Origin of the sequence: Bradyrhizobium sp. CCBAU 45394, from assembly GCF_028128655.1 — a bacterium.
Lineage (GTDB): Bacteria > Pseudomonadota > Alphaproteobacteria > Rhizobiales > Xanthobacteraceae > Bradyrhizobium > Bradyrhizobium diazoefficiens.
On sequence record NZ_LBIX01000171.1, the window covers coordinates 41,310 to 62,636 of the forward strand.

Below are 21,327 nucleotides of genomic sequence, written 5' to 3' on the forward strand. Positions count from 1 at the left end.
TGGAGGGGGTCGGTGCGCCGCTCCGGCATTGTCCGTCCGGCTCTATTTCTTCACGCATGATTGGCCGTTCACATGCCATCGCCGAAACTGTCGGATATTTCATAGCTACTAGAATCCTGTTGCGCTAAGTCCGCAGTCGTCTACGTCTCGGACGGGACTTTTTCAGGGGCGAGCGCAACCGCGTGACCGATCCAGCAATTATTTTCAGTCCGGCTGCCCGTTTCAACCCGGCCCTCAGGCGTGCGCTGAATGATATATTGGGCGGGAGCGCCGCCAGCGTCCTGGCCGTCACTTTCGGGCTATCCTACGCGCTGCTGATCTTCACCGGGCCGCTGTCGCCTTATCTGTCCTACGGCATCGCCGCGACTTTCATCAGCTCCGCGGTCCTTGCGGCTGTCATTGGGCTGGGAAGCTCCCTGCCCTTCGCGGTCGCCGGCCCCGACAGCTCGACCGCCGCGGTGACGGGCATCTTGGCCGCCTCGCTGGTCGAACGCATTGAAGCGGCCAATCTGTCGGCGCCGCTGCTCTCGCCCGTCCTGATCACGCTCGGCCTGTCGACCATGCTGACCGGGATCGTGCTGTGCGGACTGGGACTGACGCGGATGGGCCGCGCCATCCGCTACGTGCCTTATCCGGTGATCGGCGGCTTTCTCGGCGCCACCGGGCTCTTGATCGTGATGGGCGCGATCCGGGTGATCACCGATCGTCCCGTGCAGTTTGCCACCCTGCCGCGCTTCACCAACGGCGTCACGATGTCGGAGCTGGGCGCCGCCTGCGCGATGGCGCTGGTGCTCTATCTGACGTGGCACCGCTCGCGCAACGCGTTCGGGTTGCCGATCATCCTGGTCGGCGGCATGCTCGCCGCGCATCTGGCGTTCTGGATCGCCGGGATTTCGCCGGAGGAGGCGCGCGCTTTGGGCTGGATGTTCCAGCCGCCGCCGCCGGCGACCTTCATGTTGCCCTGGCACATCGACGACCTCGCGCACTATCCGTGGTTCGCCGTGCCGGACCTGCTCGGCAACGTCGTCGCCGTCATCTTCGTTAGCGCCTCCAGCACCCTGTTCAACACCACCGGCATCGAGGTCGCCGTTCACCGCGAGGCCAATCTTGAGCGGGAGCTGAACACGACCGGCGCCGCCAATATCCTGTCCGGCGCGCTCGCCGGCTATGCCGGCTGCATCTCGGTCAGCCGCTCGATCCTCAATTTCAGCAGCGGCGGCCGCGGACGCCTGTCCGGCTTCACGGTTGCGGCCATATCACTGCTGATGCTCGCGATCGCACCGGAGCTGCTCGGCTTCATGCCGAAATTCGTGCTCGGCGGCCTGCTGCTCTATCTCGGCGCCGATCAGCTCCACAAATGGCTCATCGAGTCGCGCAAGCGGCTCTCGAAGCTCGAATATCTGTCGCTGGTCGCCATCATCGCGATCATCGTCATCTGGGGTTTCGTGCCGGGCATCCTGATCGGCGTGATCATCGGCTGCACGACCTTCGCATTCAGCGCGGCGCGGGTCGAATCGATCAAATACAGTTTTGACGGCGCCGAATATCGCTCCTCGCTCGATCGCTCGCGCGACGACCAGGAGGTGCTGCTCGCTCATGGCGGCAAGATCCAGGGCCTGAATCTCCAGAGCTATCTGTTCTTCGGGTCCGCCAACCGGCTCTATCAGCACGTCAAGAAACTGCTGCACGAACGCCCGGAGTGCCGCTATCTGCTGTTCGACTTCAAGCTCGTCACCGGCGTCGATTCGTCGGCCGCCTACAGTTTTGCCCAGATCAAGCGCAGCGCCGGCGACCTCGGCGTCGAGCTGATCCTGGTGCACCTGCCAGCCGCGGCCGAGAAGGTGCTGCGCTCCAGCGATTTCCTCGGCGACGGCGTCACCGTCATTCCCGAGCTCGATCATGCGCTGGAGTGGTGCGAGAACGAGCTCATCGCGCAGCATCAGGGCCTGGCGCAGGAAGAGGCGAATTTGCGCGACTGGTTCGCAGGGATTCTCGACAGCGAGGACGATGCCGACGAACTGATCCGCCGCTGCCAGCGCCTCGAGGTCGAGGCCGGCGAAATCATCGTGCAGGCCGGCGATGCCGCCGATTCCATGCACTTCATCCTCGACGGCCGCGTTGGGATCATGATCCCCGCGGAGCAGAATGGCATGACGCGGGTCCGAAGCCTCGGGCGCTACACCACGATCGGCGAGATGGGCCTGGTGTCGCAGACGCCGCGCAGCGCGACGATCCAGGCCGAGGTCGACAGCGTGCTCTACGTGCTGAACACGCACCAGTTCGACGCGATCAGGGACGAGGCCCCCGCGCTCAGCCGCAAGCTGCTGACCTATTTCGTGTCGGTCATGGCCGAGCGACTGACATTTGCGAACAGGACGATCGCGGTGCTGCGGCGGTAACGACCGCGTAGTCCGGACGGAGCGAAACGCAGTCCGGGCTACGGCACTTCCGTCTCATGAGATTGCGCCACCAAGCATTGCAATGAGGCAGTTGGCGTGACCCATTGCGGTGCATTGGGACAATAGCGGGCGTCGCCGATCTGCAATATGATCCTGCCTGCCATTGCTCTCCGAGTACGATACGGCGTGCCTCCGATGAAGCTTCTCTTATCGCAAGGGCCGCCGCTTGCGCCGCGCGCAAACGGCGTCGGTTGCACGCCGCTCCAGACCAGCGCGAGAAGACCGCCAGGGACCGCGCAACGGCCCCCGGACAGCGAAAGCGCATTTGGAAGACAGCAATGGAGGAAAAAACATGACACGTACATGCGCGACAAGAATTGCAATAGCAGTCTCGACCTTCGCCTGCGCGACGTTGTTCTCCTTCGCCTGGTCTGAGGAGCACGGCGTCTCGATGTCGGTCGACAGTGCACAGGCGCGGGTCGGTCGCCCGCTGACTCCCGTGAGCGTTGCCGGCGTGGCGCGTCGACAGACACGGCGCGCCGTATATGGTGCCGGCGCCTACGGTGTCGGAGCAGGTGTCGCAGCGGTTGGCACAGCCGCCGCGATTGCCGCAACGTCACCTGGATGGGGGGCCGGTCCGGGCTATTATGCGGGCGGCGGTCCTTACGCGTCTTACGCCTACTCGCCGGAGGACTGGCGCAGGCGAAACGGCATGGTCTGCACACCCGGTACGCTGACCAAGATGGAGGACGGCCGCATGTATCGCTGTCAGTAATGGCACAGTCGCATCAGCGGGAGGCGGCTTTCGAGCCGCCTCCCGCATCTTGCACCTTTGCCAGACGGCGCACGCCTCGCAACAGCGAGCAAGCCGCTTTGCAATTCCTGTGCTCCATTGATCCAGATCAAGCCGGGAGCAAATGACCAGAGAATGCTGATCGCTCGGCTTTGATACCCGAGGGAGATTGCCATGAAGCTGGCCGGCACCAAGCGAATGCTACTTGTTGCAGCCGTTCTAGGCTGTGGAATTTTCGGCTCGATCAATTGGTCACACGAGGACGGCATCACGCTCGTCGTTCAAGCCGCTGAAGCCAGGGTCGGACGACCGGCAACCCCGGCGAGCGTCGCCGGCGTCGCACGTCGAACCACGCGGCGCGCGGTCGTAGGGGGAGCGGCGGTAGGCGCGGCAGCGGTCGGCACAGCATGCGTCCGCGTATATGTGAACGGCGCCTACGTGTGCCGCTGATGCATTCGCGCCGGCGAGTTCAAATCGCCGGCGCGCAGCATCGATTGCCGGTTAGACCCCCGCCATCATCACGTATTTGATCTCGACATACTCTTCCATGCCGTGGCGCGAGCCTTCGCGCCCCAAGCCGCTTTCCTTGACGCCGCCGAACGGCGCGACTTCCGTGGTGATCAGGCCGGTGTTGACGCCGACCATGCCGGACTCCAGCGCTTCGGCGACACGCCAGACGCGGCCGAGATCGCGGGAATAGAAGTAGGAGGCGAGCCCAAACGGCGAGGCGTTGCACATCGCGATGACGTCGGCCTCGTCCTTGAAGCGGATCACCGGCGCGAGCGGGCCGAAGGTTTCCTCCTGCGCCACCAGCGAGTCCGGCTTGACGTTGGCGAGCACCGTGGGCTCGAAGAAGGAGCGTCCGAGCTCGCTGCGCTTGCCGCCGGTGACGACCTTGGCGCCGCGCTTCACGGCGTCGGCAATGTGGCGCTCGACCTTGTCGACCGCCTTCAGGTTGATCAGCGGGCCCTGCGTCACGCCGGCTTCTGTGCCGTCGCCGATCTTCATCACCGCGACCTTCTTCGACAGCTTCTGCACGAACTCGTCGTAGATCTTGTCCTGGGCGTAGAGGCGGTTGGCGCAGACGCAGGTCTGGCCCATGTTGCGGTATTTCGAGACGATCGCGCCTTCGACCGCCGCATCGATATCGGCGTCGTCGAACACCACGAAGGGCGCGTTGCCGCCGAGCTCGAGGCCGAGCCGCTTCACGCCGACGGAGGCCTGCTGGTAGAGAATCTTGCCGACGGCGGTCGAGCCGGTGAAGCCGACGAAGCGCACCGCCGGATGCTCGCACAGCACCTTGCCGATCGGCGGCGCGTCGCCGGTGATGATGTTGAGTACGCCCTTGGGGATGCCGGCCTTCTCGGCGAGCACGGCCAGCGCCAGCGCCGACAGCGGCGTCTCGTTGGCCGGCTTCAGCACCACGGTGCAGCCGGCCGCCAGCGCCGGCGAGACTTTTCGCGTGATCATCGAGTTCGGGAAATTCCACGGCGTGATCGCACCGCAGACGCCGATCGGCTGCTTGATCGCGAGCAGGCGCGCATCAGGACGTTGCGTCGGAATGGTTTCGCCATAGACGCGGCGGGCTTCCTCGGCGAAGAACTCGATATAGGCGGCGCCGATGTCGACCTCGCCCAATGCCTCGGAGAGCGGCTTGCCCTGCTCGGAGGTGAGGATCAGCGCAAGGTCCTCGCGATTGGCGATGATCAGCTCGAACCATTTGCGCAAAATGTTGGAGCGCTGCTTGGCGGTGTGCTTGGCCCAGGCGGGAAAGGCCCGCTCGGCGGCTTCGACCGCCTTGGTCGTATCGTCCGCACCAAGCTGTGGAACCTTCGCAAGCTCGACGCCGGTGGCGGGATTGTTGACGGCAAAGACCGGCGTGCCGACCCAGGCGCCGTCGATGTAGCAGGCCTCCTTCAGCAGCGACGGGTCCTTCAACCGGTCGCGCAGGGTGGCGGTGGCGTGCTGGGCGCGTGCGGCGGCAGTCGGGGTCATAGCGTTACTCCTCGGAGCGCGATCGGATCGGCCCGGAATATAGGGACAGACGGCGCGTAATGCACCGCCCCGCAACGCACATCAGATGGGAGCTAAGCTCGTAGCGGCGAACTTATTGTTTGAGCATGATCTTTCCGGAAAACCGCTGCACACTTTGCGCTAACGCGGCCCTTCGGGTCCGGATCATGCTCAGGCCGCGCCGCTCATATAGGTCTCGCGCCGGCCGATCATGCGCTCGGCGGCGGCTTTGGCGTCGGACTTCGAGGAGGTCGCACAGGTGCGATATTCGAGATCGGGAACGCCCGTGGTGTCGCGGCGGCCAAACCACGATTTCGAGCCGACCGGAAGCAGCGCCAGCGCCTGCGCCAGATTGTCGACCGCGCCGAACGAATAGAGCGCGCCGCTGCCGGCGATGCGGACCTCGTAAATGCCGGGCGAGATCGGCGCCTCGAGATTGTCGCCCCGTCCGGGACGGGGATAGCGCTTCCATTCGCTCCAGGTTGAAATCATCAGAGGTCCCCCTCGCGGCCGGTGCCGGCCGCCAAATTTGTATCAAGTCCTAACGTCCGCGGCTGATTGGGCCCGTTGCCAAACGCCGCGACGCACAAAATGTTTCAAGTGCTTCAAACACGCGAAACATATCGCCGGAGCCCGTCCACGGTCACGGTTCGTTGCGGCCATCCACCCCAGATTGTGACGGAGTGTTTCAGTTCAGACGACCTGTCGTCCTGCGCGCGGCGCGGGTCGTCAAGTCACGACATCGCGACCGGCGGAGACATCGCGACGCGCTTGCCGCGCGGGGCATGCAGGAGGACAATCGATCACTTCCAACAATAATCAAACCGGAGGAAACGCGTATGCAAAGCCAAGCCCAGATCGACGAGGTTCTGCGTAAGACAAGCGACGCCAAGGAGATTCCCGGCGTGGTGGCGATCGCCGCCAGCGGTAACGACGTGCTGTATCAGGGCGCGTTCGGCAAGCGCGATCTGTCCAAGCCCGACGCGATGACAGCGGACAGCGTGTTCTGGATCGCATCGATGACGAAGGCTGTGACCGCAGCGGGCGCGATGCAGCTGGTCGAGCAAGGCAAGCTGTCGCTGGACGCGCCGATCGGTGAGGTGCTGCCCGACCTCGCCAAGCCGCAGGTGCTCGAAGGCTTTGACGCCAAGGGCGAGCCGAAGCTGCGGCCGGCCAAGGGACCGATCACGCTGCGCCAGCTCATGACCCACACCGCCGGCTTCTGCTACGACATGTGGAACGGCAATATGGGCATCTATCTCGAGAAGACCGGAACGCCGGGTATCATCACCTGCCAGAACGCCGCGCTGAAGACGCCGATCGCCTCCGATCCCGGCACGCGCTGGGAATACGGCACCAATATCGATTTCGTCGGCAAGGCGGTGGAAGCCGTCAGCGGCAAGCGGCTGGACGCGTATTTGCGCGACAATCTGTTCGCCCCGCTCGGCATGGGCGACACCGGCTTCAAGATCACCGACGACATGCGCAAACGGCTGGTCGGCATGCATGCGCGCGGCGAGGACGGCCAGCTCGGCGCGATCCCGTTCGAGCTCGAGCAGGCGCCGGAATTTTGCATGGGCGGCGGCGGCCTCTATTCGACCGCGGCCGACTACATCAGGTTCACGCAGATGATCCTGAACAAGGGCCGCGGCAACGGCAACCAGGTGCTGAAGGCCGAGACGGTCGCAACGATGGGGCAGAACCACATCGGCGATCTCAACGTCACCAAGATGACCTCGGTGGCGCCGATGTACACCAACGACGTCGACCTCTATCCGGACCAGGTGAAGAAGTGGGGCCTCAGCTTCCTCATCAACACCGCCAAGACGCCGGAAGGCCGCAGCCCGAACAGCCTCGCCTGGGCGGGCCTCGCCAACACCTATTACTGGATCGACCCGGCGCGCGACGTCACCGGCGTGATCCTGATGCAGGTGTTGCCGTTCGCGGACGGAAAGTGCCTGGAGGCGTTCGCGGGATTCGAGCGCGGCGTCTATGCCGGGCTCGATGCGGGGAGCGGGCAGAAGGCGGCGTGAGGGGGCGACTTCGCGCACGGCTCTCACCACACGACGACTGTCATCCCCCGCGAAGGCGGGGGATCCAGTACGCCGCGGCTTCTCAATAAATCACAGGCGTCTCGGAGTACTGGATCGCCCGGTCAAGCCGGGCGATGACAGCGGAGAGCGAGGCGCGGGCTTGCGTTACGCCGTCAGCCCGCGCTGCTCCGCCAGCTCCTTCAGCGACACTTGCGGACGCGCGCCGATGTGCTGGATCACTTCGGCGGCCGCGAGCGCGCCGAGCTCGCCGCACTGCTTGTACGGCAGGTTGCGCGCCAGGCCATAGAGGAAGCCGGCGGCGAAGAGATCGCCGGCGCCTGTCGTGTCGACGAGCTTGGCGATGGGAGCCGCCGGCGCGGCGACGGCGTCTTCCGCCGAGACGACCATGCAGCCCTTCTCGCTGCGGGTGACCACGCCGAGATTGACGTCGTTGCGCAGCTGCTTCAGCGCCGTGTCGAAGTCCGAGGTCATGTAGAGCGAATGCAGCTCGGACTCGTTGGCAAAGACGATGTCGACGGTGCCGTTGCGCATCAAGGACAGGAACTCGTCGCGATAGCGATCGACGCAGAAGGAATCCGACAATGTCAGCGCCACCTTGCGCCTCGCGTCATGAGCGATCTTGGCCGCCTTGACGAAGGCCTCCTTGGCGTTCTTGGGGTCCCAGAGATAGCCCTCGAGATAGACGATCCCGGCGCTCGCGATCTCGGCCGGATCGATATCGGCCGGCGACAGATCCTGCGCCGCGCCGAGATAGGTGTTCATGGTGCGCTCGCCATCGCCCGTGACCAGGATGTAGGAGCAGCCGGTGGCGGGACCATCCTTCGCGGCGGGCGTGTTGAAGGCAACGCCGGCGGCACGGATGTCGTGGACGTAGAGCTTGCCGATCTGGTCGTCCTTGACCTTGCCGACATAGGCGGCACGCGCACCGAGGCTGCCGATGCCGACGATGGTGTTGGCGGCAGATCCCCCCGAGACTTCCGTCGCCGGGCCCATATCCTGGTAGATGGCGGCGGCCCGCGCCTCGTCGATCAGCGACATGCTGCCCTTGGTCATGCCGTGCTTGGCGAGAAAAGCCTCGTCGGTCCTGACCAGCACGTCGAACAGCGCGTTGCCGATCCCGAGAACGTCATATTTCACGTCAGCCATTCACCTTGATCCTGTTTGGCGGATTGCGATTGCCGGGAAAATCCGCTTCCTGTCGGCCTGAAATCTGGCTCGCGGCCTATCACGACCCGGCCTTCGCGGGCAAGCCACGGTATTATGCACGCGCAATGATCCGCTCCTTCCTGACCGTCTCGACGGGAACACTGGCCTCGCGACTGCTGGGCTTTGCGCGCGATTCCATGATTGCCGCCCTGCTCGGCACCGGCGCGGTGGCGGATGCCTTTCTGGCGGCATTCCAGCTCGTCAACGTGGTGCGGCGGCTGCTCAGCGAAGGGGCCCTGAACGCGGCGCTGATCCCGGCCTGGCTGCGCGTCCGGGATCGCGACGGCGAGGCGGCCGCCTCCGCGTTCGCGGGACGCGTGCTCGGCACGGTCAGCGCGGCCCTGATCGCAATCTCGCTCGTCATTGCGCTCTTGATGCCGCTGATCATCACGGTGATCGCGCCGGGATTTCTCGGTAGCAGCAGCCTCGATCTCGCCGTCCAGAACGCGCGGCTGATGCTGCCCTATCTCGCTTTCGCCGGCCCCGTCACCGTGCTGATGGGGCTGCTCAACGCGCAGGGGCGTTTTGCGCTCACGGCGTTCTCGCCGCTGCTGTTCAACATCGCCCTGATCGCCGCAATCGCGACGCTGCTGGTCTGGCATGCCGATGCGACCTCCGCCGCGTGGATGCTGGCGGCGACCGTCGGCATCGCCGGGCTACTGCAACTCGCCATGCTGCTGTCGCAGCGAAGCGGACGGCTTGCCGCACCGTTGCGCGCAAGCTTCGACAAGGAGATGCGCGGCTTCTTCGCCAAGGCCATTCCCGGCATGATCGCAAGCTCGGGCCCGCAATGGCTGATGGTGGCCGGTGCGATCATCGCTTCGGCGACGCCCTCTGCCGTCTCCTGGCTCTATTTCGCCAACCGCCTGATCGAGCTGCCGCTCGGCATCGTCGGCGTCGCCATGGGAACGGTGCTGGTGCCGGAGCTCACGCGCGCCGTCACCGGCGGCGACCGCGACGCGGTGGCGCATGCGGAATCGCGCGCGCTGGAACTTGCGACCGGGCTCGCGCTGCCGGCAACCCTCGGCCTGATCGTGCTGGCCGAGCCGATCGTGCGGCTGCTGTTCGAGCATGGCGCCTTCGGCGCCGATGACAGCACGGCCACCGCGCGCGCGCTGATGTGGCTGGCGCTGGGCCTGCCGGCCCACGTGCTGATCAAGGCGCTGTCACCGGCCTTCTATGCCCGCAGCGACACGATGACGCCGCTGCTCGCAACGGCCAAGGGTTTTGTGGTCGCGGTCGCGCTTGCGGTTCTGCTCGGCCATTTCTTCGGCGCAAGCGGGATCGCCGCGAGTATCGCGGCCGGCGCCTGGAGCAGCGCGCTCTCGCTGCTGCGGAAGGGCACGGGCGAATTCGGCTTCTCGGTCGACACCGCCGCCCGCAGGCGACTGCCGCGGATCGTGCTCGCCGCTTCCGCCATGGGCGCCCTGCTCTGGCTGACCGCGGGCCTGGTGCCGCCCGACGCGCATGGCGTCATCAAATTCATCGTGCTGGGCGTGCAGATCGCGGCCGGAATCGCCGTCTACGGCCTGCTCCTGCAAATCCTCGGCGCGGCCTCCTGGCGCGAGGCGGCTGCCGCCTTGAGGCGGCCCGCCTAGCCCGACCTCGGCGCGCAGGATGATCGAATTGCCCTTGACGAGGCAGCGCCGCTGTTGGAAACGACGGCCGGTACCTTCCAGGAAAGCTTGCCATGCCATTCGTTGAACGGGTCTTCTCGGGCGTCCAGCCGACGGGCAATTTGCATCTCGGCAATTACCTCGGCGCGATCGTCAACTTCGTGAAGATGCAGGAAACCCATAACTGCATTTATTGCGTCGTCGACATGCACGCGATCACGCAGGGCGTGGACGTCTGGGGCGGACCGGTCGAGCTCGCGCGCAACACCCGCGAGGTGACCGCCGCGTTCATCGCCAGCGGCATCGATCCAAAGAAGCACATCGTGTTCAACCAGAGCCAGGTCTCGGGTCATGCCGAGCTCGCCTGGATATTCAACTGCGTCGCGCGCATGGGCTGGCTCGGCCGCATGACCCAGTTCAAGGAGAAGGCCGGCAAGGACCGCGAGAACGCCTCCGTCGGGCTGTTCGACTATCCCGTGCTGATGGCGGCCGATATCCTCCTGTACCGCGCCACCCACGTGCCGGTCGGCGAGGACCAGAAGCAGCATCTCGAGCTCTCGCGCGACATCGCGCAGAAGTTCAACAACGACTTCGGCGACTCGATCCGCGCCCAGGGCACCAATGACGGCATGTTCTTCCCGCTGCCGGAACCCTTCATCACGGGCCCGGCGACGCGCGTGATGAGCTTGCGCGACGGCACCAAGAAGATGTCGAAGTCGGATGCCTCGGACAATTCGCGCATCAACCTCACCGACGACGCCGACACCATCGCGCAGAAGATCCGAAAGGCGAAGACCGATCCGGAGCCGCTTCCGACCGAGGAGAAAGGCCTGGAAGCCCGGCCCGAGGCCGACAATCTCGTCGGCATCTTCGCGGCGCTCGCCGACCGCTCCAAGGCCGACGTGCTCAGGGATTTCGGCGGCGGACAGTTCTCCAGCTTCAAGAACGCGCTGGCGGAGCTGTGCGTCACCAAGCTCGCGCCGATTGCCGGCGAGATGAAGCGCCTCGTCGCCGACCCCGGCCATATCGACGCGATCCTGAACGAGGGTTCCGACCGGGCCCGCGCGATCGCCGACGAGACCATGAAGCTCTCGAAGGACATCGTCGGCTTCATCCGCCGGCGCTGATTGTCGCATTCGCAAAACGCGGCCGGCGCGCCGGCGTCGGCCGCTTCCCCTCTCCCAAACGTTGCGGGAGTGTGGCAGCATGCCGGCCGCGCACACGCCGGGACATGCATGACCAGCAAGCGACTTTGCTTCGAGCCGGGTCACAAGCCCAAATGCCTCGTCATCGTCGACGACACCGCCGAATGGGACCGCGCGGTCTACTACGCCAGCCGCTGGGCGATCCGCGCCGGCGGCGGGGTGGTGATGCTGCGCATCATCGAGCCCGAGCAGCAGACCCAGGAATGGCTTGGTGTCGCCGACATCATGCGCGCCGAGGCGCATGAGGCGGCGGAAGCCGCGCTCGACCGCGCCGCCGGCCGCGCCAACGGCATTGCCGCGATCACGCCGGAGCGGGTGATTCGCGAAGGGGCCGCGATGGAACAGCTGCTCGCGGTGATCGACGAGGACCCCGACATCGCCATGCTGGTGCTCGCCGCCAATCCCGGCGCGGAAGGTCCGGGACCCCTGGTCGCGCTGCTCGCGCATGAGCTGGGCACGTTCCCGGTGCCGGTGACGATCATCTCCGGCGCGCTGAGCGACCAAAGCGTGGATTCGCTGTCGTAGGCCGGGCGCTCGTCATGCCCGGGGCTTGTCCCGGGCATCCACGTTCTTGCTTCCGCGAAGTAAGGCGTGGATGGCCGGGACAAGCCCGGCCATGACGAGGTTGGAATATCTTGGCACCTTAACCCACTGATATAACAACGGAACGGCCATCTCGCCCCTTGATCGTGCGTTCCCCGTCGCCATCTGCTAGTGGATAGCTTGCGCGCCGGCCTTGAACCGGCGACGTCTGGAGAAAACCATGTTCATTCAAACCGAAGCTACCCCCAATCCCGCCACGCTGAAATTCATTCCCGGCCGCGTCGTGGTCGACGGCAGCCCGATGGAATTTTCGAGCCGCGAATCGGCCGCGCGTTCACCGCTCGCCGAAAAGCTGTTCGAGGTGCCCGGCGTTACCGGTGTGTTCTACGGATCGGACTTCATCACCGTGACCAAGGCGAACGGTGAATGGCAGCAGCTCAAGCCCGCGATCCTCGGTGCCATCATGGAGCACTACATGTCCGGCGCGCCGCTGCTCGCCGACGGCGCGGCGCAAAGCGATGCCGATCTCGACGACGAGGACGAGTTCTTCGACGAGGCCGATGCCGAGACGGTCGACATGATCAAGGACCTGATCGAGACCCGGGTGCGGCCGGCGGTCGCCAATGACGGCGGCGACATCACCTTCCGCGGCTTCAAGGACGGCATCGTCTATCTCAACATGAAGGGCGCCTGCTCCGGCTGCCCGTCATCGACCGCGACGCTCCAGCACGGCATCCAGAACCTGCTCAAGCACTTCGTGCCCGACGTGGTCGAAGTCCGGCCGATGTGACGACGAAGCCGTCATTCCGGGGCGGTCCGAAGGACCGAGCCCGGAAATTCGAGATTCCGGGTCTGGTGCTGACGCACCATCCCGGAATGACAGCTTGCGTGGGGCATTTTGGAGGCCTGCAAATAGTGCGTGATGAATGGCGGATTGGCGCGTGGTTCGCTACACTACTCGTTATTCGCCACTCGCCATTCGCGTTCTCATGCTGATCCTTGCCATCGATACCGCGCTCGAGGCGTGCGCGGCCGCCGTGCTCGATACCGACGCCGGCGAGCTGCTTGCGCAGGAGCAGCTTCTCATGAAGCGCGGCCACGCCGAGGCGTTGATGCCGATGATCGCGCGCGTCATGCAATCGGCCAATCTTTCCTTCACCGCGCTCGACCGAATCGCCGTCACCGTCGGCCCGGGAAGCTTCACGGGCCTCCGCGTCGGCATTTCGGCGGCACGCGGCCTTGCACTCGCGGCCAAGCGGCCGGCCGTCGGGCTGACGACGTTGTCGGCCTATGCCGCCACCGTCGTCGGCCAGAGCAAATCGGCCCCGGTCATCTCCGCTATCGATGCGCGGCACGATCACGTCTACTTCCAGATCGTCGCCGGCGACGGCAGCCAGCTGGTGCGGCCGGGCGTCGTCTCCGTCGACGAGGCGATCGCGGCCTCGCAATTCGGCGCACCGCATCTGGTCGGCAATGCCGCAAACATCCTTGCCGATCGCTGGCCGAAGGATGCACCGCAGCCGGTCGCGGTCGACGCGCAGCCCGCGCCCGATATCGGCTGGGTCGCATGGCTTGGCGCTGCCGCCGATCCCGAGACAAATCCGGCGCGGCCATTCTATCTGAAGGCGCCCGACGCAAAACCGACCGCACTGCCGTCGCTCGCAGCTCAAGCCGCAACCCCATGATGAGATGGCTGTCGGAATGGTGGCGCGGCGGCACGGCCGCCGTCGAGCCGGCTTCCGCGCGCGATGCCGCGCGGCTCGCGCAGCTTCATGGCGCCTCCTTCGCGCGCGGCTGGGGCGAAGGCGAATTCGAGAGCATGATGAGCGAGCGCAATACGCTGGTGCATCGGCTGCGCCTCGGCCGCAAGACCATCGGCTTTGCGGTGTCGCGGATCGGCGCGGACGAAGCGGAGATCCTCTCGATCGCGGTCGACCAGGCCCATCGCGGCCGCGGCCTCTCCCACACGCTGCTGATGAGCCATCTCGGCCACCTCGCCGGGCGCGGCGTGCGCACGATATTTCTCGAGGTCGAGGAAAACAACCAGCCGGCACGGCGGCTCTACGCAAGGTGCGGATTCATGGTGGTCGGACGCCGCGAACGCTACTATAAACAGCCGAACGGGGAACAATTGAACGCCCTTCTGATGCGGCGTGACTTGTCGTAACATTGATGGCAGAAAACGCCCCGTCAGGCAGACAGATCATGACCGCACTGAAACCTTCTTCTGCATCCAAGGCGTCCGGCATCGAGGCGCGCTGTGCCGCCACCGGCATGCGCATGACCGAGCAGCGCCGCGTCATCGCCCGCGTGCTCGCAGAGGCAGTCGATCATCCCGACGTCGAGGAATTATACCGCCGCTGCGTCGCCGTCGACGACAAGATCTCGATCTCGACCGTGTATCGCACCGTCAAGCTGTTCGAGGATGCCGGCATCATCGAACGCCATGACTTTCGCGAGGGACGCGCGCGCTACGAGACGATGCGCGACAGCCATCACGACCACCTCATCAATCTGCGCGACGGCAAGGTGATCGAGTTCACCTCCGAAGAGATCGAGAAGCTCCAGGCGGAGATCGCGCGCAAGCTCGGCTACAAGCTGGTCGACCACCGGCTCGAGCTCTATTGCGTCCCGCTCGACGACGACAAGCCCACAAGCTAAGTGCCCGTCGATCTCATCATCTTCGACTGCGATGGCGTGCTCGTGGACAGCGAGGTGATCTCCTGTCGCGCGCATGCGGATGTGCTGACCCGCCACGGCTATCCGATCACCTCGGAGCAGGTGCTAATCCGCTTTCTCGGCGTATCCGAGAAGGACGCGCGGCGGATGGTCGAGCAGGAAATCGGCCGCAGCCTCCCCGACGATCTGGAGAGCCAAGTGAATGCGGCCACGCTGCAATTCTACGCCAGCGATTTGCAGCCGATCACCCATGTGGCCGCGGCGATCGCCGCAATCGATCTACCGAAATGCGTCGCATCGAGCGGCACGCCGGAGAAGATCCATCACGGCCTGACGTGCGCCGGGCTCTCCTGCTCGCGCCGAACATCTTTTCCGCGAGCCAGGTCGCCCGCGGCAAGCCCGCGCCCGACCTGTTCCTGTTTGCCGCCGCGCAGATGAAGGTCGCCCCGCAGCGCTGCCTCGTGATCGAGGACAGCCTTCCCGGAGTGACCGGCGCGCACGCCGCCGGGATGACCGTGCTGGGCTTTCACGGCGGCAGCCATTGCCCGCCGGGGCACGCCGAAAGGCTGCGGGCCGCCGGCGCCGGACTGACGTTCGACGATATGCGGCAGTTGCCGGAGCTGGTCCGGCGGGTCGAGGCGGACGCTTTGGCGGGCTGACTTCGCCCCCTTGCTCGTCATTCCGGGGCACGCGCAAGGTGCGTGAACCGGGAATCCCGTGCTTTTGGAGCGATTCCGGGTTCGCCCGCCTTGCGGGCGCCCCGGAATGACCGCCTCGGGCTCCATTCGCTGGATTTTCCCCCCTCCAGCCTATATCTGAAGGCCGTCCTCCACCTCCATTTTCGGGTTCCATGACGCCGCCGCGCAAGCTGCACATCAAATCATATGGCTGCCAGATGAACGTCTACGATGCCCAGCGCATGGTGGACACGCTGGCTCCGGAAGGATTCGTGGAGACGGCCAGCGCCGAGGACGCCGACCTCGTCATCCTCAACACCTGCCATATCCGCGAGAAGGCCTCCGAGAAGGTCTATTCCGAGCTCGGCCGGCTGCGCGTCGCCAAGGACGAGGCCGCCCGCGGGGGCCGCGCGATGCAGATCGCCGTCGCAGGCTGCGTGGCGCAGGCCGAGGGTGAGGAGATCGTGCGCCGGGCGCCGGTGGTTGACGTCGTGGTCGGCCCGCAGAGCTATCATCACCTGCCGGAGCTGCTGAAGCGGGCCGGCAACGAAGGCCGCGCGATCGAGACCGAATTTCCCGCGGCCGACAAGTTCAGCTTCCTGGCCCAGCCGAAACCCGATGCGATCCGCGCGCGCGGCATTTCCGCCTTCGTCACGGTGCAGGAAGGCTGCGACAAGTTCTGCACCTTCTGCGTCGTGCCCTACACGCGAGGTTCGGAAGTCTCCCGCCCTGTCGCGAAGATCGTCGACGACGTGAAGCGGCTCGCCGACAACGGCGTGCGCGAGCTCACGCTGATCGGGCAGAACGTCAACGCCTATCACGGCGACGGACCCGACGGAAAAAGCTGGCCACTTGGCCGGCTGCTCGAACACCTGGCAGGGATTCCCGGCATCGCGCGGCTGCGCTATTCGACCAGCCATCCCCGCGACGTCGATGACAGCCTGATTGCGGCCCATCGCGATCTCGCGGCCCTGATGCCGTTCGTGCACCTGCCGGTGCAGTCGGGCTCGGACCGGATTCTGGCCGCCATGAACCGCAAACATACCGCCGATGATTATCGGCGTGTCATCGACCGTTTCCGGGCCGCGCGCCAAGACATTGCTTTTTCATCAGATTTTATCGTCGGATTCCCGGGTGAAAGTGAGCAAGATTTTCTCGCCACCCTCGCGCTTGTCACGCAAATCGGCTACGCTGCCGCTTATTCGTTCAAATACTCCGCCCGGCCGGGAACGCCGGCCGCGGACATGCAGGAGACGGTGTCCCCCGCCGAGATGGACCAGCGATTGGAGCGGCTCCAGGAACTGATCGACAGCCAGCAATCGGCCTTCAACAAGGCCGCGATTGGCTCAACGGTCGACGTGCTGTTCGAGCGTCCGGCGCGCAAGGACGGCCAGATCGTCGGCCGCACCGCCTTCCTCCAGCCCGCGCATGTGATGGCCTCACCCGACATCATCGGACAAATCCTTCCGGTGCGGATCGACAGCCTCGAACGCTACAGCTTCCTCGGGGAGCTCGTCACACCGCGCGTTGCGCGCGAGCCCGCTTTATCACCCATCGCCACTGGAGCCTGAACCCTTGCCAAAAAGCGCATCGGATTCGTCTTCTATCGCTCCCAGCCGCAAATTTGACCGCGACATGCAAGTTCCGCCCGAAACCCAGGTCGTCATCGACTTCGACGACAACCGCGCCGCATCCGCACTGGTCGGCCCCTACGGCCAGCACCTCGCGCAGATCGAGCGCCGGCTCGGCGTCGTCGTCGATTCCAAGGGCAACCACATCACCATCGGCGGCACGCGCGACGGTTGCGATGCCGCGCGCCGCGTGCTGGAGGTGCTCTACGCCCAGGCGGTGAAGGGGCAGGATCTCGACCAGGGCGAGGTCGAGGGCGCGATCCGCGCCGTGATCGCACAGGGCTCCCTGTTCGAGTTCGACGCCAAATCGGCCAAAACGACCTTCGACAGCATCAACTTGCGCAAACGCCCGGTGCGCGCGCGCACCGCCGCGCAGGACTCCTACATCCGCGCGCTGAAGCGCCACGAACTGGTGTTCGGCATTGGACCTGCCGGTACCGGCAAGACCTGGCTCGCGGTCGCGCATGCCGCGCAACTGTTCGAGCGCAAGGAAGTCGACAAGATCATCCTGTCGCGCCCGGCGGTGGAAGCCGGCGAGCGGCTCGGCTTCCTGCCCGGCGATCTCCGTGAGAAGGTCGATCCCTATCTACGCCCGATCTACGACGCGCTCTACGACCTCATGGACGCACGCATCGTCGAGCGGGCGCTGCAAACCGGCGAGATCGAGATCGCGCCGCTCGCCTTCATGCGCGGCCGCACGCTGACCAACGCCGCCATCATCCTGGACGAGGCGCAGAACACCACGTCGATGCAGATGAAGATGTTCCTGACCCGCCTCGGCGAGAACAGCCGCATGATCGTCACCGGCGACCCCTCGCAGATCGACTTGCCGAACGGCCAGACCTCGGGCCTCGCCGAGGCAACCCGCCTGCTGAACGGCGTCGAAGGCATTGCACAAGTTCATTTCAAAGCCGAGGACGTGATCCGCCACGAACTCGTGGCGCGGATCGTCTCCGCCTATGAAGGGCAGCCGCAGCGGCCGGCCGCCGGTAAATCCTGACGGGACAACAACCGGACCATATGGGCGCGGACGCGAGCGCCTTTTCGTTCCGAACAAAGACAATGTCACACCCCAACCTTCCCATGACCGAGGTCCTCGTCGTCGCCGATTGCTGGCAGCGCGAACCCGATTCCGAAGCCGTGATCCAGCGCGCGGTCGCGGCCGCCGCCGAGAGTGTCGACGAAGACGTCGCGGAGGCGGAAGTGGCGGTGATGCTGACCGACGATGCCGGCATCCGCACGCTCAACAGCAACTGGCGTGGCATCGACAAGCCGACCAACGTGCTGTCGTTTCCCGCGCTCCAGCCGGAGGGCGAATGGAAGGAAGGCGATGCGCCGCGCATGCTCGGCGACATCGCGATCGCCTACGAGACCATGCGGCGCGAGGCGGACGAGGAAAAGAAGCCGTTCGACCACCATCTGAGCCATCTGGCCGTGCACGGTTTCCTGCACCTGATCGGCTACGACCACGAGAACGACGACGACGCGGAGGAGATGGAAGCGCTGGAGACGCAGATCCTGGCCCATCTCGGCATTCCCGATCCCTATGCCGACCGCCCGGGGACGCACTGAGATGCCGGATTCCGACCCGATCCACGACAATCCCCGCAACACGCCCAATTTGCCGGTCGTGGTGGCACCCGGCGAGGTGCTGCGTCCGACCGCCGAAGGCTGGCTGCTGCGCGCGATCCGCACGCTGTTCGGCTGGAAGGCGGGGTCGGTGCGCGACGATCTCCAGGTCGTGCTCGACGCCTCGACGCCCGACGACACCGGCTTCTCCGCCGTCGAGCGCACCATGCTGCGCAACATCCTCGGTCTGCACGAGCGCCGCATCGCCGACGTCATGGTGCATCGCGCCGACATCATCGCGGTGAAGCGCGACATTCCGCTCGGCGAGCTGATGGACCGCTTCGAAAGCGCCGGCCATTCGCGCCTCGTCGTCTACAACGAGACGCTCGACGATCCCGTCGGCATCGTCCACATCCGCGACCTGCTCGCGTTCATGACCGCGCGGGCACGCGTGTCGGACGCCACCAAGACCAAGCGCAAGAAGCCGCTGCCGGCCGGCCTCGACCTTCGTACCGTCGATCTCGCGATGCCGCTCGAGGACGCGCGCATCATTCGCAAGCTGCTCTACGTGCCGCCGTCGATGCGGGCGATCGACCTGCTCGCGCAGATGCAGGCCACGCGCATCCACCTGGCGCTGGTGGTCGACGAATATGGCGGCAGCGACGGGCTGGTCTCGCTCGAGGACATCGTCGAGCAGATCGTCGGCGAGATCGACGACGAGCACGACAGCGACGAGCCGCCCTCGATCGTGCGCCTGCCCGACAACGCCTTCATCGCCGACGCCCGCGCCAGCCTCGATGACGTCCGCACCGTGATCGGCGCGGACTTCGTCACCGGTGAGGCCGGCGAGGAAGTCGAGACGCTGGGCGGCTATCTCGTCAGCTTCGTCGGGCGCCTGCCGGTGCGCGGCGAGGTGATCTCGGGCCCCGGCAACTATGAGGTCGAGGTACTCGATGCCGATCCGCGCCGCGTCAAGCGGCTGCGCATCTCGACGCGGAAGGAACGCCCCGCGCCGCGCACCCAGCGCGAGAGCCGACGCCGCGAGAGCGCGCCGGAGAGCGGTCAACCGCCGGCCAGTGACACGCCGACCCCGCCGCCAAGCGACGGGACCGGCCCGCAGTGAGCGCGTTCCAGCGACTCCGGCAGATTGCGCTTGCCATCATCCTCACCTGGGGATGGAAGCGCGCCCTCGTCGCCATGGCCGCCGGCGCGCTGTCGGTGCTGGCGCTGGCGCCGTTCAATCTCTTCCCCGTGCTGTTCATCACTTTCCCGGTGCTGGTCTGGCTGATCGACGGCGCCGGCGCGGGGCGATACCGCGGCATCCCCGCCGCGGCGCTGACCGGCTACTGGTTCGGGCTCGGCTATTTCGTCCCCGGCCTCTACTGGATCGGCTATGCCTTCTTCGTCGACGCCGATGTGTTCGCCTGGCTGACGCCGTTCGCCGTGCTGGGCCTGCCGGCCTATCTTTCCATCTTCACGGCGATCGGATTTGCGCTCGCCCGCCTGCTCTGGACCAAGAACGCCACGCGCGTGCTTGCGCTCGCGGCAAGCCTCACCATCGCCGAATGGCTGCGCGGTCACGCGCTGACCGGCTTTCCCTGGAACGCGTTCGGCTATGCGCTGTCCGAGCCGTTGCCGCTGGCGCAGACGGCGTCGCTGATCGGCCTGTGGGGCATGACGTTCCTGACTGTTGCGATCTTTGCAAGCCCCGCGACGCTGATCGACCGCACGCCCGATCGCCGCGTGGCGTGGCGCGCGCCGGCCGCGGCAGTCGCGCTTCTGATTGCCATGAGCATCTTCGGCGCGATCCGCCTGTCGCTGCATCCGACCACGATGGTCGCGGGCGCCAAGCTGCGCCTGATGCAGCCGAACCTCCAGCAGGACGCGAAGTTCAACTACGCCGCCAAGACGGAGGTGATGAAGAAATACCTGGCGCTGTCGGACCGCGCCTCCGGACCGCAATCGACCGGCGTGCGCGATGCCACCATCCTGATCTGGCCGGAATCCGCCTTTCCGTTCTTCCTGACCCGCGAAGCCGACGCGATGGCCGAGATCGCCGAGCTGCTGCCGAAGGGCTCGGTGCTGATCACGGGCTCGGTTCGCGCGCCCGATCTGCCGCGGGGAACGCCGATCACGCGTGCCTATAATTCGATCTACGTGATCGATCACGACGGCAGCGTGCTCGCGGTCTACGACAAGCTGCACCTGGTGCCGTTCGGAGAATTTCTTCCCTACCAGGATCTGATGGAGAAGCTCGGCTTCGAGCAGCTCACGCGTGTGCGCGGCGGCTTCATCGCCGGCACCGTGCGGCATGCGCTGCCGATACCCGGCGCGCCGTCAGCGCTGCCGCTGATCTGCTACGAAGCGATCTTTCCCGGCGAGGTTGCCGGTCGCAACGAACGTCCGGGCTGGATCGTGAACCTCACCAATGACGGCTGGTTCGGCATCTCGACCGGACCCTATCAGCATCTGGAGCAAGCGCGGATGCGCGCGATCGAACTCGGCTTGCCGCTGGTCCGCTCCGCCAATACCGGCATCTCCGCGGTGATCGATCCGGTGGGGCGAACCGTCGCCAGCCTCGGTCTCGGCGTCGAAGGCATTTTGGATGCAAGCCTGCCCGCCGCGATCCCGCCGACGATCTATGCACGGGTGGGCGACGTGCCCGCGGCCGTGCTCGTCGCGCTGGCCGTGCTTCTCGCGGTCCGCCGACGTGTGGCCAAACGGCACCCCTGATCCCGCCGTCACCGCCGAAGCGGCCGGAATCCTTTGACAACCGTGGTCCCACGGTTGACAGACTGCACGCGGGTTCCTCATTCTGCACCAGCTGCAAAAGACAGTGGGCATTGCTAAATTTCTCCGCAATGTTTCCCAATAACAGGGTCTGATTTTTATGATGCTGGCACCTGAGGCATTCCGTCGATTGCGCTGAGGGTGGTGTTTGG

At 65.6% G+C, this 21,327-nt stretch carries 19 protein-coding genes and 1 pseudogene; 17 read left to right on the top strand and 3 right to left on the bottom strand.

Features of this window, described 5'->3' with window-relative positions:
- Positions 1–182 precede the first annotated feature (182 nt).
- The 3 genes from WN73_RS28165 (at position 183) to WN73_RS28175 (ending at position 3,642) form a co-directional block, all read left to right on the top strand.
- Positions 183–2,399 (top strand): SLC26A/SulP transporter family protein, encoded by a 2,217-nt coding sequence (locus tag WN73_RS28165; RefSeq protein WP_271555625.1) that lies wholly within the window; start codon positions 183–185, stop codon positions 2,397–2,399.
- A 352-nt stretch (positions 2,400–2,751) separates the two neighbouring features.
- Complete coding sequence (locus tag WN73_RS44750) at positions 2,752–3,174, top strand: hypothetical protein (RefSeq protein ID WP_231166608.1); 423 nt, start codon at positions 2,752–2,754, stop codon at positions 3,172–3,174.
- Positions 3,175–3,366: 192 nt separating this feature from the next.
- On the top strand, positions 3,367–3,642 hold the full coding sequence (locus WN73_RS28175; protein ID WP_011083630.1) for a hypothetical protein: 276 nt from the start codon (positions 3,367–3,369) through the stop codon (positions 3,640–3,642).
- Positions 3,643–3,693: 51 nt separating this feature from the next.
- Here the strand turns inward: WN73_RS28175 and WN73_RS28180 are convergent, their stop codons facing one another.
- Positions 3,694–5,187: an NAD-dependent succinate-semialdehyde dehydrogenase gene (locus tag WN73_RS28180; RefSeq protein ID WP_028172536.1), complete on the bottom strand. Its 1,494-nt coding sequence runs from the start codon at positions 5,185–5,187 to the stop codon at positions 3,694–3,696.
- Between the two features lie 189 nt (positions 5,188–5,376).
- Positions 5,377–5,697 (bottom strand): hypothetical protein, encoded by a 321-nt coding sequence (locus WN73_RS28185; protein ID WP_011083628.1) that lies wholly within the window; start codon positions 5,695–5,697, stop codon positions 5,377–5,379.
- 347 nt (positions 5,698–6,044) lie between these two features.
- Here WN73_RS28185 and WN73_RS28190 point away from each other — a divergent pair, with 347 nt between their 5' ends.
- Positions 6,045–7,238: a serine hydrolase domain-containing protein gene (locus WN73_RS28190; protein ID WP_028172535.1), complete on the top strand. Its 1,194-nt coding sequence runs from the start codon at positions 6,045–6,047 to the stop codon at positions 7,236–7,238.
- 165 nt (positions 7,239–7,403) lie between these two features.
- Here the strand turns inward: WN73_RS28190 and WN73_RS28195 are convergent, their stop codons facing one another.
- Positions 7,404–8,405 (bottom strand): adenosine kinase, encoded by a 1,002-nt coding sequence (locus tag WN73_RS28195; protein WP_011083626.1) that lies wholly within the window; start codon positions 8,403–8,405, stop codon positions 7,404–7,406.
- A 125-nt stretch (positions 8,406–8,530) separates the two neighbouring features.
- Between WN73_RS28195 and murJ the strand changes: the two genes are divergently transcribed.
- From murJ to lnt, 13 genes and pseudogenes are all read left to right on the top strand, one after another.
- Positions 8,531–10,063 (top strand): murein biosynthesis integral membrane protein MurJ, encoded by a 1,533-nt coding sequence (gene murJ / locus WN73_RS28200; protein WP_028172534.1) that lies wholly within the window; start codon positions 8,531–8,533, stop codon positions 10,061–10,063.
- Between the two features lie 92 nt (positions 10,064–10,155).
- Entirely contained in the window at positions 10,156–11,208 is a 1,053-nt protein-coding gene (gene trpS, locus WN73_RS28205) for a tryptophan--tRNA ligase (RefSeq protein WP_028172533.1), read from the top strand.
- 108 nt (positions 11,209–11,316) lie between these two features.
- Complete coding sequence (locus tag WN73_RS28210; RefSeq protein ID WP_028172532.1) at positions 11,317–11,811, top strand: universal stress protein; 495 nt, start codon at positions 11,317–11,319, stop codon at positions 11,809–11,811.
- A gap of 238 nt (positions 11,812–12,049) precedes the next feature.
- A complete protein-coding gene (locus WN73_RS28215) occupies positions 12,050–12,619 on the top strand; it encodes a NifU family protein (RefSeq protein WP_028172531.1) in 570 nt (189 codons plus the stop codon).
- 199 nt (positions 12,620–12,818) lie between these two features.
- On the top strand, positions 12,819–13,514 hold the full coding sequence (tsaB, locus tag WN73_RS28220) for a tRNA (adenosine(37)-N6)-threonylcarbamoyltransferase complex dimerization subunit type 1 TsaB (RefSeq protein WP_028172530.1): 696 nt from the start codon (positions 12,819–12,821) through the stop codon (positions 13,512–13,514).
- Positions 13,511–13,996 carry a ribosomal protein S18-alanine N-acetyltransferase gene (rimI, locus tag WN73_RS28225; protein ID WP_028172529.1) on the top strand — a complete coding sequence of 162 codons (486 nt, stop codon included), beginning with the start codon at positions 13,511–13,513 and terminating at the stop codon, positions 13,994–13,996. Before tsaB ends, rimI begins: the two co-directional genes overlap by 4 nt.
- Positions 13,997–14,034: 38 nt before the next feature.
- Positions 14,035–14,490 carry a Fur family transcriptional regulator gene (locus WN73_RS28230; protein ID WP_011083619.1) on the top strand — a complete coding sequence of 152 codons (456 nt, stop codon included), beginning with the start codon at positions 14,035–14,037 and terminating at the stop codon, positions 14,488–14,490.
- Positions 14,491–15,167: pseudogene (locus WN73_RS28235) on the top strand (HAD family hydrolase).
- 191 nt (positions 15,168–15,358) lie between these two features.
- Positions 15,359–16,756, top strand: coding sequence for a tRNA (N6-isopentenyl adenosine(37)-C2)-methylthiotransferase MiaB (miaB, locus tag WN73_RS28240; RefSeq protein WP_028172527.1), 1,398 nt, complete (start codon positions 15,359–15,361; stop codon positions 16,754–16,756).
- A gap of 64 nt (positions 16,757–16,820) precedes the next feature.
- On the top strand, positions 16,821–17,816 hold the full coding sequence (locus WN73_RS28245) for a PhoH family protein (protein WP_011083616.1): 996 nt from the start codon (positions 16,821–16,823) through the stop codon (positions 17,814–17,816).
- Positions 17,817–17,899: 83 nt separating this feature from the next.
- The gene (ybeY, locus tag WN73_RS28250; protein ID WP_370164877.1) at positions 17,900–18,388 is read left to right on the top strand and encodes an rRNA maturation RNase YbeY; all 489 of its coding nucleotides are present in this window, start codon (positions 17,900–17,902) and stop codon (positions 18,386–18,388) included.
- A 1-nt stretch (position 18,389) separates the two neighbouring features.
- Positions 18,390–19,508, top strand: coding sequence for a hemolysin family protein (locus WN73_RS28255; protein WP_028172525.1), 1,119 nt, complete (start codon positions 18,390–18,392; stop codon positions 19,506–19,508).
- Complete coding sequence (gene lnt, locus WN73_RS28260) at positions 19,505–21,118, top strand: apolipoprotein N-acyltransferase (protein WP_271555636.1); 1,614 nt, start codon at positions 19,505–19,507, stop codon at positions 21,116–21,118. The genes WN73_RS28255 and lnt overlap by 4 nt, the downstream gene beginning before the upstream one ends.
- The last annotated feature ends 209 nt before the right edge of the window (positions 21,119–21,327 follow it).

Coding starts and splice junctions, on each gene's coding strand:
- tsaB (WP_028172530.1), top strand. CDS start 12,819: ATGCTGATCCTTGCCATCGATACCGCGCTCGAGGCGTGCGCGGCCGCC.
- murJ (WP_028172534.1), top strand. CDS start 8,531: ATGATCCGCTCCTTCCTGACCGTCTCGACGGGAACACTGGCCTCGCGA.
- ybeY (WP_370164877.1), top strand. CDS start 17,900: ATGACCGAGGTCCTCGTCGTCGCCGATTGCTGGCAGCGCGAACCCGAT.
- WN73_RS28245 (WP_011083616.1), top strand. CDS start 16,821: ATGCAAGTTCCGCCCGAAACCCAGGTCGTCATCGACTTCGACGACAAC.
- WN73_RS28215 (WP_028172531.1), top strand. CDS start 12,050: ATGTTCATTCAAACCGAAGCTACCCCCAATCCCGCCACGCTGAAATTC.
- WN73_RS44750 (WP_231166608.1), top strand. CDS start 2,752: ATGACACGTACATGCGCGACAAGAATTGCAATAGCAGTCTCGACCTTC.
- WN73_RS28185 (WP_011083628.1), bottom strand. CDS start 5,697: ATGATTTCAACCTGGAGCGAATGGAAGCGCTATCCCCGTCCCGGACGG.
- trpS (WP_028172533.1), top strand. CDS start 10,156: ATGCCATTCGTTGAACGGGTCTTCTCGGGCGTCCAGCCGACGGGCAAT.
- WN73_RS28255 (WP_028172525.1), top strand. CDS start 18,390: ATGCCGGATTCCGACCCGATCCACGACAATCCCCGCAACACGCCCAAT.
- WN73_RS28195 (WP_011083626.1), bottom strand. CDS start 8,405: ATGGCTGACGTGAAATATGACGTTCTCGGGATCGGCAACGCGCTGTTC.
- WN73_RS28180 (WP_028172536.1), bottom strand. CDS start 5,187: ATGACCCCGACTGCCGCCGCACGCGCCCAGCACGCCACCGCCACCCTG.
- WN73_RS28175 (WP_011083630.1), top strand. CDS start 3,367: ATGAAGCTGGCCGGCACCAAGCGAATGCTACTTGTTGCAGCCGTTCTA.
- rimI (WP_028172529.1), top strand. CDS start 13,511: ATGATGAGATGGCTGTCGGAATGGTGGCGCGGCGGCACGGCCGCCGTC.
- WN73_RS28190 (WP_028172535.1), top strand. CDS start 6,045: ATGCAAAGCCAAGCCCAGATCGACGAGGTTCTGCGTAAGACAAGCGAC.
- WN73_RS28210 (WP_028172532.1), top strand. CDS start 11,317: ATGACCAGCAAGCGACTTTGCTTCGAGCCGGGTCACAAGCCCAAATGC.
- WN73_RS28230 (WP_011083619.1), top strand. CDS start 14,035: ATGACCGCACTGAAACCTTCTTCTGCATCCAAGGCGTCCGGCATCGAG.
- miaB (WP_028172527.1), top strand. CDS start 15,359: ATGACGCCGCCGCGCAAGCTGCACATCAAATCATATGGCTGCCAGATG.